Source organism: Polycyclovorans algicola TG408 (genome assembly GCF_000711245.1).
Lineage (GTDB): Bacteria > Pseudomonadota > Gammaproteobacteria > Nevskiales > Nevskiaceae > Polycyclovorans > Polycyclovorans algicola.
On the sequence record NZ_JOMH01000001.1, the window covers coordinates 1139885 to 1152601 of the forward strand.

Consider the following 12717-nt stretch of genomic DNA (forward strand, 5'->3'; position numbering starts at 1 on the left):
CCACCCGAAGATCCCCCGATGCGCCACGCCCTGTTTCTGTTCGGCTTCGCCCTGCTGGCCAGCCACGAAATCGACGCCGCGCTTGCGGCCGAATGGCGGCTGCTCTACGGACTGCGCGGATTGGATGAGCCTGTGGCGGCGCGTGCATTCACCCTTGCGCATGTGCCGCTGTTCGTGGCCCTGCTCTGGCTGCTGTTCCATCCCCAGTTTGCCGTCAGGATCTGGAGCCGGCGCGTCTTCATGGCCTTTCTGGTTGTCCATGCCGGCCTGCACGCGCGGCTGTCCGGGCACGTGGACTATGGCTTTGCCGGCTGGGATTCCAACCTGCTGATTTTTGGCGCCGGGGTGGCCGGACTGGTCTATCTCGTGTCAGACGGCTGGCTCAGCCCGCCAGCGCCTTCTTCACAAAGTTAGGCAGCGCGAAACAGGCGCGGTGCATGTCGCGGTTGTAGTACTGCGTGTCCAGCGATTCGGCATGCTCCAGGCGTTCAATCAGGCCGCCCGCTTTTTTCAGCGCAATCGAGCCGCTCCACCAGCCGCTGGGGTAGATGACTTGGGGGAAGTGCAGCAGCGTGGTTTCGGCGAATCCGGCTTCCTTCATCGCGGCGTGCATGTCTTGGATCAGCGTCAGGTGCAACAAGGGCGATTCGGATTGCTGCACCAGCATGCCGTCCGGCTTCAGTGCCTTAATGCAGTCGCGGTAGAACTTGAGCCCGAACAGGCCTTCGGCGGGGCCGACCGGGTCGGTGGAGTCGATGATGATGACGTCCACTGAGCCGGGGGCAACGTCCTTCATCCACTGGATACCGTCGCCAAAAAACAGCGTGGCGCGCGGGTCATCGTTCTTGTCGCAGAGTTCGGGGAAGTACTGCTCCGACAGCCGGGTGACGCGCTCGTCGATCTCGACTTGCGTGGCCGATTTCACTTCCGTGTGCTTCAGCACTTCGCGCAAGGTGCCGCAGTCGCCGCCGCCGACGATCACCACGGTTTCGGGGTAGGGATGAGAGTTGAGCGCCGGGTGGCTCATCATCTCGTGATAGAGAAAGTTGTCGCGGGTCGAGACCATGGTGCAGCCGTCGATGGTCATCAGGTAACCGAAGGTCTCGGTTTTGAAGATTTCGATCTTTTGGTACGGCGTCTGCTCTTCGTGCACCCGCTCGCCTTTCAGGGCAAAGGCGGTGCCGGTGGCGTCCATGGCTTCGGAAACCCAGGTGTTGTCGAGCGACATCTCACATCCCCGTAAAATAAGGGCGCGAGTATATCGGCTCGTCTTTTTTCATAAGTGACTGCCCACGTGACCACCCCCGGCTGGACCCCCGCTGACGCTGCCGCGCGTTACAACCTCGACCATTGGGGCGACGGTTACTTTGGTGTGGGCGCCGAGGGCCATGTGCAGGTGCGTCCGTTCCGCGACCGCTCGGCCACCACCATTGACCTGTACCGGCTGGCCCAGCAGTTGCCGAAGGAAGGGCTGGATCTGCCCGTGCTGGTGCGCTTCACCGACATTCTGCGCGACCGGGTGGACATGCTCTGCGACGCCTTCGCGGGCGTGATCGCCGACTACGGCTACGGCGGGCAGTACACAGCGGTGTATCCGATCAAGGTCAACCAGCAGGAGTCGGTGGTCGAGGCCATCGTCGAACACGGCGGCGCGCGGGTGGGCATTGAGGCGGGCTCCAAGCCTGAACTCGCCGCCGTGCTCGGCCTGGCGCCGCCCGGCAGCATCATCGTCTGCAACGGCTACAAAGACCGCGCCTACATCCGCCGCGCGCTGATCGGCAGCAAGCTGGGGCACCGCGTGTACATCGTGGTCGAAAAGCTCAGCGAACTGCCGCTGGTGCTCGAAGAAAGTCAGCGCTTGGACGTGACGCCGATGATCGGCCTGCGCGTGCGGCTTGCGGCCAGCAGCGAATCCACCCAGCAGAACACCGGCGGCGAGAAGGCCAAGTTCGGCCTCGCCACGCCGCAGATCCTCGAAGCGGTCGAGCTGCTGCGCGCCGCCGGTCGGCTGGACGTGGTGAAGATGATTCACTTTCACCTGGGTTCGCAGGTGGCCAACGTGGCCGACATTGCCCGCGGTTTGCGCGAGGCGGCGCGCTTTTACGTGGAACTGAAACGCCTCGGTGCGCCGGTGGAAGTGCTCGACGTCGGCGGCGGCCTCGGTGTGGATTACGAAGGCACGCGCTCGCGCAGCTACTGCTCGATGAACTACTCGGTGCGCGAGTACGCGCGCACCATCGTCCGCACCGTGCAGGCGGTCTGTGAAGAAGCCGGGCTGCCGGCGCCAGACCTGATCAGCGAATCCGGCCGTGCGCTCACCGCGCACCACGCGGTGTTGATTGCCGACGTGGTCGATGCCGAAGTGCTGGGCGATGCCGCCTTGCCGCCGCTGGCCGTGGACGCGCCGCAGGTACTGGTCGAGTTTCAGGATCTGCTCGGTGAGCTCACCGAGCGCGGCCCGCTGGAGAGCCTGTATGAGTCGAACACCCTGCTCAGCGAGGCCCACGCGCTGTACACCGACGGGCGCATTTCACTCGCTGACCGCGCCTGGGCTGAGCGGGCGCAAGTGGCCGTGGCGCGGGCGCTGATGCCGCAGCTCGACCCCGGCATTCGTGCCCACCGCGAAGCGCTGGAGAAACTCCAGGAGCGGCTCAGCGCGCAGTACTTCTGCAACTTTTCGGTGTTCCAGAGCGTGCCCGACGCCTGGGCGATTGATCAGGTGTTTCCCATCCTGCCCATCCACCGGCTCGACGAACCGCCGACCCAGCGCACCCGCCTGTGCGATCTGACCTGCGACTCCGACGGGCGACTCGACGCCTACGTGGACCGTGAAGGCGTGATGCCCACCCTGGCGCTGCACCCGCTGCGCAGCGGCGAGCGCTACCTGCTGGGCTTCTTCATGGTCGGCGCCTACCAGGAGATCCTCGGCGACATGCACAACCTGTTTGGCGACACCAACGCCGTCAACGTGGTGCTCGACGCCGCCGCGCCACAGGGCTGGAAGCTGGAAGGCGCCGAACACGGCGACCGCACCGATGAACTGCTGCGCTACGTGCACCTGGCGCCCGAACAGCTGGCGCAGAGCTATCGCCGCAAATTCGCCGCCAGCGACATCCCCGTCGGCCAGCGCGCCAGCCTGCTGGCCGAGCTGGAAGCCGGTTTGAGCGGCTACACCTATCTGTCGGAGTAGCCGGGCGGCGTGCGGTCATTGCTATGATTCACCACATCACTGATGCGGAGAATCAAAATGCGCACCACCATCGAACTTGATGACCAACTGCACCAGCGGCTGCGGCGGCGCGCTCAGCGTGAAGGGGTTTCGCTGTCACACCTGCTTGGCCGGGTGGTCGCACAGGCCTCCGAGGTCCCTGCAGCGCAAGCTCCGCCGCAGCGGCGCAGTGGGCGTTTTACGGTGCTTGCGTCTCCGGTTGCAGGAACCCGAACCACCACCGAGACGGTTCAGCGGGCAATTGATGACGAAGGCGCGCTGTGAAGGCCAAAGCCGTTTTGCTCGACGTCAATGTTCTGCTGGCACTGGGCTGGGATCAGCACGAAGCGCACGAGTCGGTCGTTAAGCGCCTCAGCGGTCGCTCGGCGCCGGTGTGGGCGACGTGCCCGATCTCGCAACTGGGGTTTGTCCGCATCTCATCGACCCCGGGCGTGTTCAGCTACACGTTGTCGCCCGCGCAGGCACTTGTCGCGTTGTCGCGGCTGTGTGCCGATGAACAGCATCGGTTTGTCGGCGACCACCCCAGCCTGCTGGACAGCAACCTTGATGCGCTGAGCGGGCCGCGCCAGACCACCGACGCATACCTGATTGATCTCGCCCGCCACCACAGCCTTGCGTTGCTGACGCTTGACCAGAGATTGGTCAACGCCTTTCCAGAAGCCCCGGTGGAATGTCTGGTCGCAGCCTGATGGCCGACCCCATCCTCAACATCGCCGCCTACCGCTTCGTCACCTTGACCGATCTGCCGACCTTGCGCGAACAGCTTCGTGACGCCGCCGTCGCGCGTGGCCTCAAAGGCACCGTGCTGCTGGCGAACGAAGGCATCAACCTGTCCCTCGCCGGTGACCCCGCCGCCGTGCGCGCGTGGCTGACGGTGCTGACGGCGGACACCCGCTTTGCCGGCATCGAGGTCAAGGAAAGCGTTTCAGCGGCCCCGCCGTTCCGGCGGCTCAAGGTGAAGATCAAGCGCGAGATCATTCGCATGGACCACCCCACCATTCGCCCCGAAGGTGAACGTGCGCCTGCGGTGGACGCGCGCACCCTGGCGCGCTGGCTGGATGCCGGCCACGACGATGCCGGGCGCCCGGTGACGCTACTGGACACCCGCAATGCCTTCGAGGTGGATCACGGCGCGTTTGAAGGCGCAATTGATTGGCGATTGACCAAGTTCACCGAGTTCCCCCAGCAGCTCACCGGTCACCTGAACGCGCTGCGCGACACCACAGTGGTCAGTTATTGCACCGGCGGCATTCGCTGCGAAAAAGCCGCGCTGCTGATGCGCGAGCAGGGGCTGGCGCATGTCTACCAACTCGACGGCGGCATCCTCAAATATTTCGAGGCCGTGGGGCAGGCGCACTATCAAGGTGGCTGCTTCGTGTTCGACGAACGCGCAGTGCTCGACGCCGACCTCAAGCCCGATTTCAAACCCGGTCCCGCGGGCCACCTGTCCGAGTAGTCGCGGGGCAGTGGGCGAGGGCGATAGCGTGCAGCCACTCTAAAACCCAGCAGTCGCCGACGAGCGGTCTGCGACCCGAGGAGCTTCCATGTCGTACCCGTACTACAACCAGGACCTGCACGGCCCGTACGAGACCCACAACATCGGCACGCTGACCTTGGAAGAAGGCGGCGCGCTGCGGGACTGCCACCTGGCCTATGCCACCTTCGGCAAGCTCAACAAGGCCAAGAGCAATGCGGTGCTGATCACCACCTGGTACTCCGGCACCAGCAAGATCATGGAGCAGGCGTATGTGGGCGCGGGCCGCGCCCTGGACCCGGCGAAGTACTTCATCATCATCGTCAATCAGATCGGCAATGGCCTGTCGACCTCGCCGCACAACGCCGCGTATCCGGCCAATGGCGCCGACTTTCCAAAGGTGACGATTGGCGATGACGTGCGCGCCCAGCACCAACTGCTGACCGAAAAGTTCGGCATCGAGAGGCTGGCCCTGGTGATGGGCGGCTCAATGGGCGCCCAGCAGACCTACGAGTGGGCGGTGCGCTATCCCGACATGGTCGAACGCGCCGCGCCCATCGCCGGCACGGCAAAAATCACCGACCACGACGTGCTCTACAACCAGTCGTTGTGTGAGGCCATCACCTCAGACCCGGCTTTCAAGGGCGGGCGCTATGCCAACGGCACGGATGTGGCTGAAGGCCTGAAGCGCCACGCGCGCATCTGGGGCGTGATGGGCTGGAGCACCGAGTTCTATCAGCAGCGCCGGTTCGAGGCGCTGGGCATGGTCTCGGCGCAGGATTTCATCGACAGCTTCATGGGCGGCTATTTCGGCCTGATGGACCCGAATGATCTGCTGTGCATGGCCTGGAAATGGCGTCATGCCGACGTGACCCGCCACACCGGCGGCGACCTGAAGGCGGCGCTGAAGCGCATCACGGCCAAGACCTTCGTCATGCCCATCGACACCGACATGTTCTTCCCGCCCGCCGACTGCAGGCGCGAGCAAAAGCTCATCAAGGGCAGCGAGCTGCGGGTGATCAAGAGTGTCGACGGGCACTTTGCGCTGCTCGGCGCCGACCCCGGCTATGTGCCGCAGATCGATGGTCATCTGCGTGAACTTCTGGCCAAGCAATAGAGCGGGCGGGTTCACCGGGCCCGCTCAAGGTCTTCGATCATCGCCATGAGGCAGGCGCTGGCCTCTGCGCCGGTGGCGGCACGATGGTCAAAGGTCAGCGATAGTGGCAGCCGGGTCCGCACCGCCGGCCTGCCCTTGTGGGCGACCACCGCCTCGTGAACCCGGCCGGCGCCGAGGATCGCCACCGCCGGAGGCACCACCAGCGGATTGGCGTACTTGCCACCGAAGCGTCCGAAATTCGACAGCGTGAAGGTATGGCCGCGCAGCTCCTCGGCCGGAATGCTCCGCGCCCGCACGTCGCGCTTGAGGGCATCCGTGCCGCGGCGCAGATCGGCGGGTGAACGCTGAGCGATGTCGCGCAGCACCGGGACGAACAGCCCCTCATCCGTTTCCACCGCGATGCCCAGATCAATGCGCGGCAACACGCGGCGGCCGATCACGTGGGGGTCATACCAGGCGTTGAGCATCGGCATCGCGGTGCAGCCGACGGCAATCGCACGGATCAGACGCAGGGTGATGTCGTTACCTTGTGACCAGTCGTGGATGTCCGCGTCATCGAAAATCGTGACGTCGGCCACCTCGGTGTGCGCGCGGGTCATGCTCTGGGCCATGGCGCGGCGCACGCCGCGCAGCGGCTCCAGCGGGCCGGCCTCGGCAAGTACCTTCGCCGCCCGCTCGACGTCGCGTGCGGTGACGCTCCCCCCGGGACCGGTGGGCGTGACGATGACCAGATCGAGGTCCTTCTTGCGGGCCAGTGCGCGCACCGCCGGAGTGGCCTTGACCGAGGCCGCGCCGCCGACCCGGTCACGCATCAGGGCCTGACCCTGCGGGATGTCACCAACCACGCCGCCGCGGTCCTTGCGCGGTTCCCCGGCCGGTGCGGGGTCGGCGTCGGTGCCTTAGAAGCGCAGCAGTGGCCCGCCGGTGGGCACGATATCGCCCGCCTTGGCGAGCAGCATTTTGACGGTGCCGGCTTGCGGGCTGGGGATCTCGACCACGGCCTTGTCGGTTTCCACCGTGAGTAGCGGCTGGTCTGCCTTGACGGTGTCGCCGGCCTGAATCAGCCACTCGCGAATTTCGGCTTCGGCGAGACCTTCGCCGAGATCCGGCAGCTTGAAGATGACCATCGTGGTGTTCTCTCCGAGGCTTATTCGAACCGCAACAACGCGTGGGCGGCCTGTTCAATGCGCATCGCACTGGGCAGGTAGGCGTGCTCCAGTCTGGCCAGCGGCATTGGCGTGTCGTGGCCGGTGACGCGCGTCACCGGTGCCAGCAGGTGCAGCAGCGCGTGTTCGCCAATCTGCGCGGCAATCTCGGCCCCCACGCCGCCCGACAGCGGCGCCTCGTGGACGATCAGGCAACGACCGGTGTGCCCGACCGAATCGACAATCGTTGCCATGTCCAGCGGCTTGAGCGTGGCCACGTCGATCACTGTGGACTCGATCCCCTGCTGGGCAAGGGCCTCGGCTGCCGCCCGCACTTCGACCAGAGCTGCACCCCAGCTCACCAGCGTCAGGTCGTCGCCTTCGCGCTCGACGAAACACGTGTCCAGCGGCAGTGATGTGCCGTCATCTTTCACCGCCTGTCTGAACAGACGATAGATGCGGGTGGGCTCGAGGAACACCACCGGGTCGGGATCGCGGATGGCGGCCAGCAGCAGCCCATAGGCGCGCGCCGGGGTAGACGGCACCACCACCCGCAGACCCGGGATGTGGGCGAACATCGCCTCGGGGCTTTCGCTGTGGTGTTCAGGGGCGTGGATGCCGCCGCCGCAGATGGTGCGCAGCACCATCGGGCAACTCAGCCGGCCGCGGGTGCGGTAGCGCAGCCTTGCGGCATGGTTGAGCATCTGGTCGATGCACGCATAGGCAAAGCCGGCGAACTGGATTTCGGCCACCGGCCGCAGACCTTGCGCGGCCATACCCACCGCCATGCCGGCAATCAGTGCCTCGGCCAGTGGCGTATCGAGCACGCGGGTTGGACCGAAACGAGTCTGCAGATCCAGCGTGGCGCGGAAGACGCCGCCGTTGACACCGACGTCCTCACCGAACACCACCACCTGCGGGTCATCATCCAGCGCGCGGGCGAGGGCCAGATTCACCGCTTCGACCACAGTGTGCGTATCGTCGAAACGAGGGCTTCCGGATGATTTACGGGCCATGGTCGGTCTCGGCCAGGCGGGCCTGCTGACGGACCAGCTCAGCGGGCAGCTCGGCGTACAGGTGCTCGAAGATCGACGCGGTGGAACGCGATGGCGTGGCCAAATAGGCGTCGACCGCGTGGGTGATCGTCGCCTCGCAATCGGCCTCCAGGGCCCGCTCGGCGGAGGCGTCAAGCAGACCCTGATGCTGCAGGTGGGTCCGCAGTCGTGCGACGGGATCATGCTTGCGCGCCTCCCTCAGTTCCGCGTCGCTGCGGTAGCGAGAGGCGTCATCGGCGGTCGTGTGGTCGCAGAGGCGGTAGGTCAGCGCTTCGATGACGCAGGGCGCATGGCTGGTGCGGGCGGCGCGCAATGCGTGATCGAGCACCTCGCGAACGGCAACGACGTCGTTACCATCGACCTGAACGCCCTGGATGCCGGCCGCCAGGGCCTTGTGAGCGAGGGTTTCCGCTGCCGTCTGTGCGCGTCGCGGCACCGAAATCGCCCACTGGTTGTTGACAATGACCACCACCAGCGGCAGCTGCCAGGCACCGGCCAGGTTGATTCCCTCGTGGAAATCGCCTTTCGAGGTGCCGCCGTCGCCGATGAAACACACGGCGGCGCCGTTGCGGTGACCGTGCTTCAGGGCGAATGCCACCCCGGCGGCGTGCGGAACCTGGCTGGCGATGGGGACTGCGGGGGGAAAATCATGCCGCGCCGGCGTGGCGGCATAGTCGGCGCCGCGCTCGTCGCCGCCCCAGTAGCGCAGGATGTCGTCGAACCGCGCGCCGCGCATTACCTGGGCAATGGCCTCACGATAGGTGGGGATCAGTACGTCGGCGTCGATCATGGCGTGCGCCACGCCCACCGGGACCGCTTCCTGCCCGGTGGCGGCGGCATAGGTGCCGAGCTGGCCGGTGCGTTGCAGAGCAACGGCACGGGTGTCGAAGTGCCGGCACAGGAGGATCCACCGATACAGCGCGATCAGCGCCTCGGCGTCTGCGGCAAATGCGGGCAGAGGGCGCACGACCCTGCCGGATTGCCCGATATAGCCGTGCGCGCGGTAGACGCTGCGGGGCGCCTCGGGTCGCGGAGGACTCTCATCGAACGGCGGTAAGCGCGAGTTCGGCATGACGCACCCGTGGCCGATGCATGTGGCTTCACTTTACGCCGCCGACGCGTGCCGTCAATCCTGGCCGATGACCTATGGGATCACCGACCGGTGGGCCGGTTTAGCCGTGCAAGGTTCGATCGGTCGCCAACCGCGCATCCCCATGCTCGGCGAATTCCTCGCGCCAGCGCTGAATCTTGGCGAGGTTCCCATGGTTGTTGGGGTGGAAGCCGAAGCGGTAGTAGTCCAGGTAGTCGCGCAGCATCGGCCGCAGCAGGCCCTCGGCGCCCAGTAACCACCGGCGGCCGTCTTTCCAGACCTGCGGGTTGGGCAGTACGCCGTCGAGCTTGAGCAGGTGGTTCATCAGCAGGACCACGTGCAGCGGGAAGGTGACCGACACCTGCAACATTGAGCCGGCGCGGATCAACCAGTTGCCCTTGGCCACGGTACGCAGCACGTCGAAGGCCACGGCCTTGTGCTCGATTTCTTCCACCGCGTGCCAGGCGAACAGTGCCCGGGCCACGGGATGGGCGCTGGCAAAAACGTCGCTGTGGGTAAAGCGGTGCGCCATGATCGCCGTGATGTGCTCGGCGGCGGCCGTCTGGCCTAGGGTGTAGCGCTTGGGCAGCTTGCCGCGAAAGCCGTCGAACATGATGGTCCGCTGTTTGGCGAGGATGCGGTCAACTTGCACGCCCTGCGCCTTCAAGCGGTCATTGAAGGCGGTGTGCAGCGCGCCGTGCTGGCCTTCCTGATAGATGAAATCCTTGACCTGTTGCTGCAACTCGGGATCGGTGATGTTGGCGCGGTAGTCGCGCACGCAGGCGATGAAGAATTTTTCACCTTCGGGAAACAGCAGTGACAGCGCGTCGAAAAAGCGCGTTTTGAACGGGTCGTTGTCGAACCAGAAGCGCGGGATGGACGCGATATCGAGCGCCGGTGCCTTGCGCGGCACGATGCCGAGGGCCAACGATGCGGGCGCGTGTAGACCGTCCATGAGCAGACTCCAAACCAAGCTAGTAATGGGTGGATGCTAGGCGGTGCCTGCGACCGCGTCGATGACGTGTCGCGACCCTAGGGAACCTATCGCGACAGTGCGCGTTGGCGCCAGGCACTCGGCGTCATGCCGCTCCAACGGGTGAAGGCGCGGGTGAAACTGCGCCGGTCTGAAAAGCCCAGCGCAGTGCTGATGTCGTCCAGCGAACGTTGCGGATGAGCGAGGGCCTCGCAGGCCCGTTGGTAACGGATGCGGGTCTGAATCACGTCGAACCGTGTGTCCAGCGCGGCCAGTCTTCGCTGCATCGTGCGCAGGTGCAGCCCCAATTCGTCGGCCGTGGCGTCGGCACCCAGCCCCAGCAGGGCAGGCTTGCGTTGCAGCACGCGCTCTATGCGATCGACCAGGGCTTCCTGCGGCAGTACGCGCTGCAACTGTTGCTCAACCCGGTCGCGCGCCTGGGTGTGCAGGCTGGGAAAGTTGCCGCCCAGCGGCTCATCAAGCAGGTGGCGACTGAACACCGCCGCATCTTCGTCGGCGCCGAAGAGCACCTCGACGCCGTAAAAGGCGCGGCTGGCGTCGGCGTAAGGCGGCGCCGGGCAGCACATCTCCAGCCGCAGAAAATCGCTGGGTGGCGGCATCAGCAGGCGGCCAAAGCGGAATACAGAGGCAAACAGCGCCTCGGCAAACCACGGCGGGTCTTCGGATGAGCCGGTCGCCCGCGGCTGCAGCACCAGCCGCGCCTCGCGGCCGGACTCGGTGAGGCGCACGACGATATTGGGGTTGATCAGTGCCTGCACCCAGTCGAACACCACAGTGGCCTCGCGCAGGGTCGGGCTGGTGGTGATGAAGGTTTCAAGATCAGCCAGATATTCGAACGCGTAGGTATCGCCCAGCACGAACGGGAAGTGCCGGCCTTTGGCGCGACGCACGCACTCGGCCATCACGCGGGCCAGTTGGGCTTCTTCGACCGTGGCCTGCTCCAGCCGATGCAGGTCGACGACGATGTCCAGCTCATCGAGCAACCCTTGTAGATTTATGCAACAGGCCGCTGCCGCCTTGATCCAGTTGGGCAAGGTGATGAAGGGGATGCGACGGGCGCCGGAAGTGTCGACCATGGCGCAGTATGCCGCCGCCAAAGGCTTGCGATTCGTCGGCCGGGCTGCGAGGCTCTTGCGTCCTTTTGCCCACGAACCGCTTACCCGATGGCCCTCAACAACCAGATCCAGCTGATCGCCTACCCGAATCGCATCGGCAACAACCTTGCCGACCTGTACACCGCCATGGATGAGCACTTCGACGGCGCGGTGGGGGGTGTGCACATTCTGCCGTTGTACCCCTCGAACGCCGACGGCGGCTTCTCGCCGTTGACCCACGAAGAGGTCGACCCCGCCTACGGCACCTGGGACGACGTCGAGCGCATTGCCAGGCGCTATGACCTGTGTCTGGACCTGACGGTCAACCACATCTCGGACGAGTCGGTCGAGTTCAAGGATTACCTGCTGCACGGCAAGAAAAGCGAGTTTGCCGACCTGTTCGTTGACGTTGACGAGATGGGTGAAATCACCCCTGACGATCTGGCCAAGATTCACATCCGCAAAGAGAAAGAGCCGTTTCGCGAGATCACCTTTGCCGACGGCAGCAAGGGACGGGTGTGGTGCACGTTTACCGAGAAGCAGATCGACCTGAACTTCGCCAACGAAAAAAGCTACGCGCTGATGGAGCGCTACATCCGCTTTCTGGCGGCGCGCGGCGTCAAGTTGTTCCGGCTGGATGCGTTTGGCTACACCACCAAGAAAATTGGCACCAGCTGCTTCCTGGTCGAGCCCGATGTTTACGAGATTCTCGACTGGGCCAACGGCATCGCCGCCGAGTGTGGCGCCGAGATTCTGCCCGAAGTGCACGACCATTCCAGCTACCAGTACGCCATCGCCAAACGCGGTATGCGGCCTTATGCATTCGCCCTGCCGCCGCTGCTGATCTACACCCTGCTCGACGCCAACAGCGTCTACCTCAAGCAGTGGTTGCGCACCTGTCCGCGCGAGCAGGTCACGGTGCTCGACACCCACGACGGCATCTGTATTCCGGACGTCGAGGGCGTGCTGCCGCAGGACAAGATTCAGGCCATGGTCGACAACGTCAGCGAGCGCTCGGCCGACCCCATCCTGCGGCGCTCGGCCGCCAACGTGCACAGCGTCGGCGCGATCTATCAGCTCACCTGCACGTTTTACGATGCGCTCAAGGGCAATGACGACGCCTACATCGCCGCGCGTGCCATCCAGTTCTTTGCCCCTGGCGTGCCGCAGGTCTACTACTCAGGCTTGCTGGCGCTGTCGAACGATCATGAGTTGATGGACAAGACCGGAGAGCTGCGCGACATCAACCGCCACTGGCTGACGCTCGAAGACGTGGCCACCCACGTACAGCGACCGGTGGTGCGTCGCCTGCTGGAGCTGATGCGCTTTCGCAACCAATATCCGGCGTTCCAGGGCCAGTTCGAGCTGCACTATTCGAACAACAGCAGCGTGATGATGGCGTGGCGCAACGGCGAATGGCTGTGCAAGTTGTTCGTCGACCTCAACTTCAAGAAGACGACCGTGCGTTACATCGACACCAAGTCCAAGCGCTGGGTGGCCAAAACCCTGTGATGTTTCG

12 protein-coding genes and 1 pseudogene are annotated in these 12717 nt (G+C 65.0%); 7 read left to right on the forward strand and 6 right to left on the reverse strand.

Going from position 1 to position 12717, the window contains the following annotated elements; translation table 11 throughout:
- Positions 1-18 precede the first annotated feature (18 nt).
- Complete coding sequence (locus tag U741_RS0105490; RefSeq protein ID WP_052378525.1) at positions 19-414, forward strand: DUF6713 family protein; 396 nt, start codon at positions 19-21, stop codon at positions 412-414.
- On the opposite strand, the gene speE is transcribed toward U741_RS0105490, so the two are convergent.
- The gene (speE, locus tag U741_RS0105495; RefSeq protein ID WP_029889481.1) at positions 383-1228 is read right to left on the reverse strand and encodes a polyamine aminopropyltransferase; all 846 of its coding nucleotides are present in this window, start codon (positions 1226-1228) and stop codon (positions 383-385) included. The genes U741_RS0105490 and speE overlap by 32 nt on opposite strands.
- Before the next feature lie 66 nt (positions 1229-1294).
- Between speE and speA the strand changes: the two genes are divergently transcribed.
- The 5 genes from speA (at position 1295) to U741_RS0105520 (ending at position 5820) form a co-directional block, all read left to right on the forward strand.
- Positions 1295-3190: a biosynthetic arginine decarboxylase gene (gene speA / locus U741_RS0105500; RefSeq protein ID WP_029889482.1), complete on the forward strand. Its 1896-nt coding sequence runs from the start codon at positions 1295-1297 to the stop codon at positions 3188-3190.
- A 57-nt stretch (positions 3191-3247) separates the two neighbouring features.
- The gene (locus U741_RS0105505; protein WP_029889483.1) at positions 3248-3493 is read left to right on the forward strand and encodes a hypothetical protein; all 246 of its coding nucleotides are present in this window, start codon (positions 3248-3250) and stop codon (positions 3491-3493) included.
- Complete coding sequence (locus U741_RS0105510; protein ID WP_052378526.1) at positions 3490-3918, forward strand: TA system VapC family ribonuclease toxin; 429 nt, start codon at positions 3490-3492, stop codon at positions 3916-3918. The genes U741_RS0105505 and U741_RS0105510 overlap by 4 nt, the downstream gene beginning before the upstream one ends.
- Positions 3900-4685, forward strand: a complete 786-nt coding sequence (locus tag U741_RS0105515; RefSeq protein ID WP_200872682.1) for a sulfurtransferase — start codon at positions 3900-3902, stop codon at positions 4683-4685. The genes U741_RS0105510 and U741_RS0105515 overlap by 19 nt, the downstream gene beginning before the upstream one ends.
- Positions 4686-4773: 88 nt before the next feature.
- On the forward strand, positions 4774-5820 hold the full coding sequence (locus U741_RS0105520) for an alpha/beta fold hydrolase (protein ID WP_029889486.1): 1047 nt from the start codon (positions 4774-4776) through the stop codon (positions 5818-5820).
- Between the two features lie 11 nt (positions 5821-5831).
- On the opposite strand, the pseudogene U741_RS17695 reads toward U741_RS0105520, so the two are convergent.
- The 5 genes and pseudogenes from U741_RS17695 to U741_RS0105545 form a co-directional block, all read right to left on the reverse strand.
- Positions 5832-6947 (reverse strand): annotated as a pseudogene (locus U741_RS17695) (dihydrolipoamide acetyltransferase family protein).
- Positions 6948-6967: 20 nt separating this feature from the next.
- The gene (locus tag U741_RS0105530; RefSeq protein WP_052378527.1) at positions 6968-7981 is read right to left on the reverse strand and encodes an alpha-ketoacid dehydrogenase subunit beta; all 1014 of its coding nucleotides are present in this window, start codon (positions 7979-7981) and stop codon (positions 6968-6970) included.
- On the reverse strand, positions 7971-9092 hold the full coding sequence (gene pdhA / locus U741_RS0105535) for a pyruvate dehydrogenase (acetyl-transferring) E1 component subunit alpha (protein WP_084154677.1): 1122 nt from the start codon (positions 9090-9092) through the stop codon (positions 7971-7973). Before pdhA ends, U741_RS0105530 begins: the two co-directional genes overlap by 11 nt.
- Positions 9093-9192: 100 nt before the next feature.
- A complete protein-coding gene (locus tag U741_RS0105540) occupies positions 9193-10065 on the reverse strand; it encodes a metal-dependent hydrolase (RefSeq protein WP_029889489.1) in 873 nt (290 codons plus the stop codon).
- A gap of 86 nt (positions 10066-10151) precedes the next feature.
- Positions 10152-11180 carry an AraC family transcriptional regulator gene (locus tag U741_RS0105545; RefSeq protein ID WP_029889490.1) on the reverse strand — a complete coding sequence of 343 codons (1029 nt, stop codon included), beginning with the start codon at positions 11178-11180 and terminating at the stop codon, positions 10152-10154.
- An 87-nt stretch (positions 11181-11267) separates the two neighbouring features.
- Between U741_RS0105545 and gtfA the strand changes: the two genes are divergently transcribed.
- Positions 11268-12710, forward strand: a complete 1443-nt coding sequence (gene gtfA, locus U741_RS0105550; RefSeq protein WP_029889491.1) for a sucrose phosphorylase — start codon at positions 11268-11270, stop codon at positions 12708-12710.
- The last annotated feature ends 7 nt before the right edge of the window (positions 12711-12717 follow it).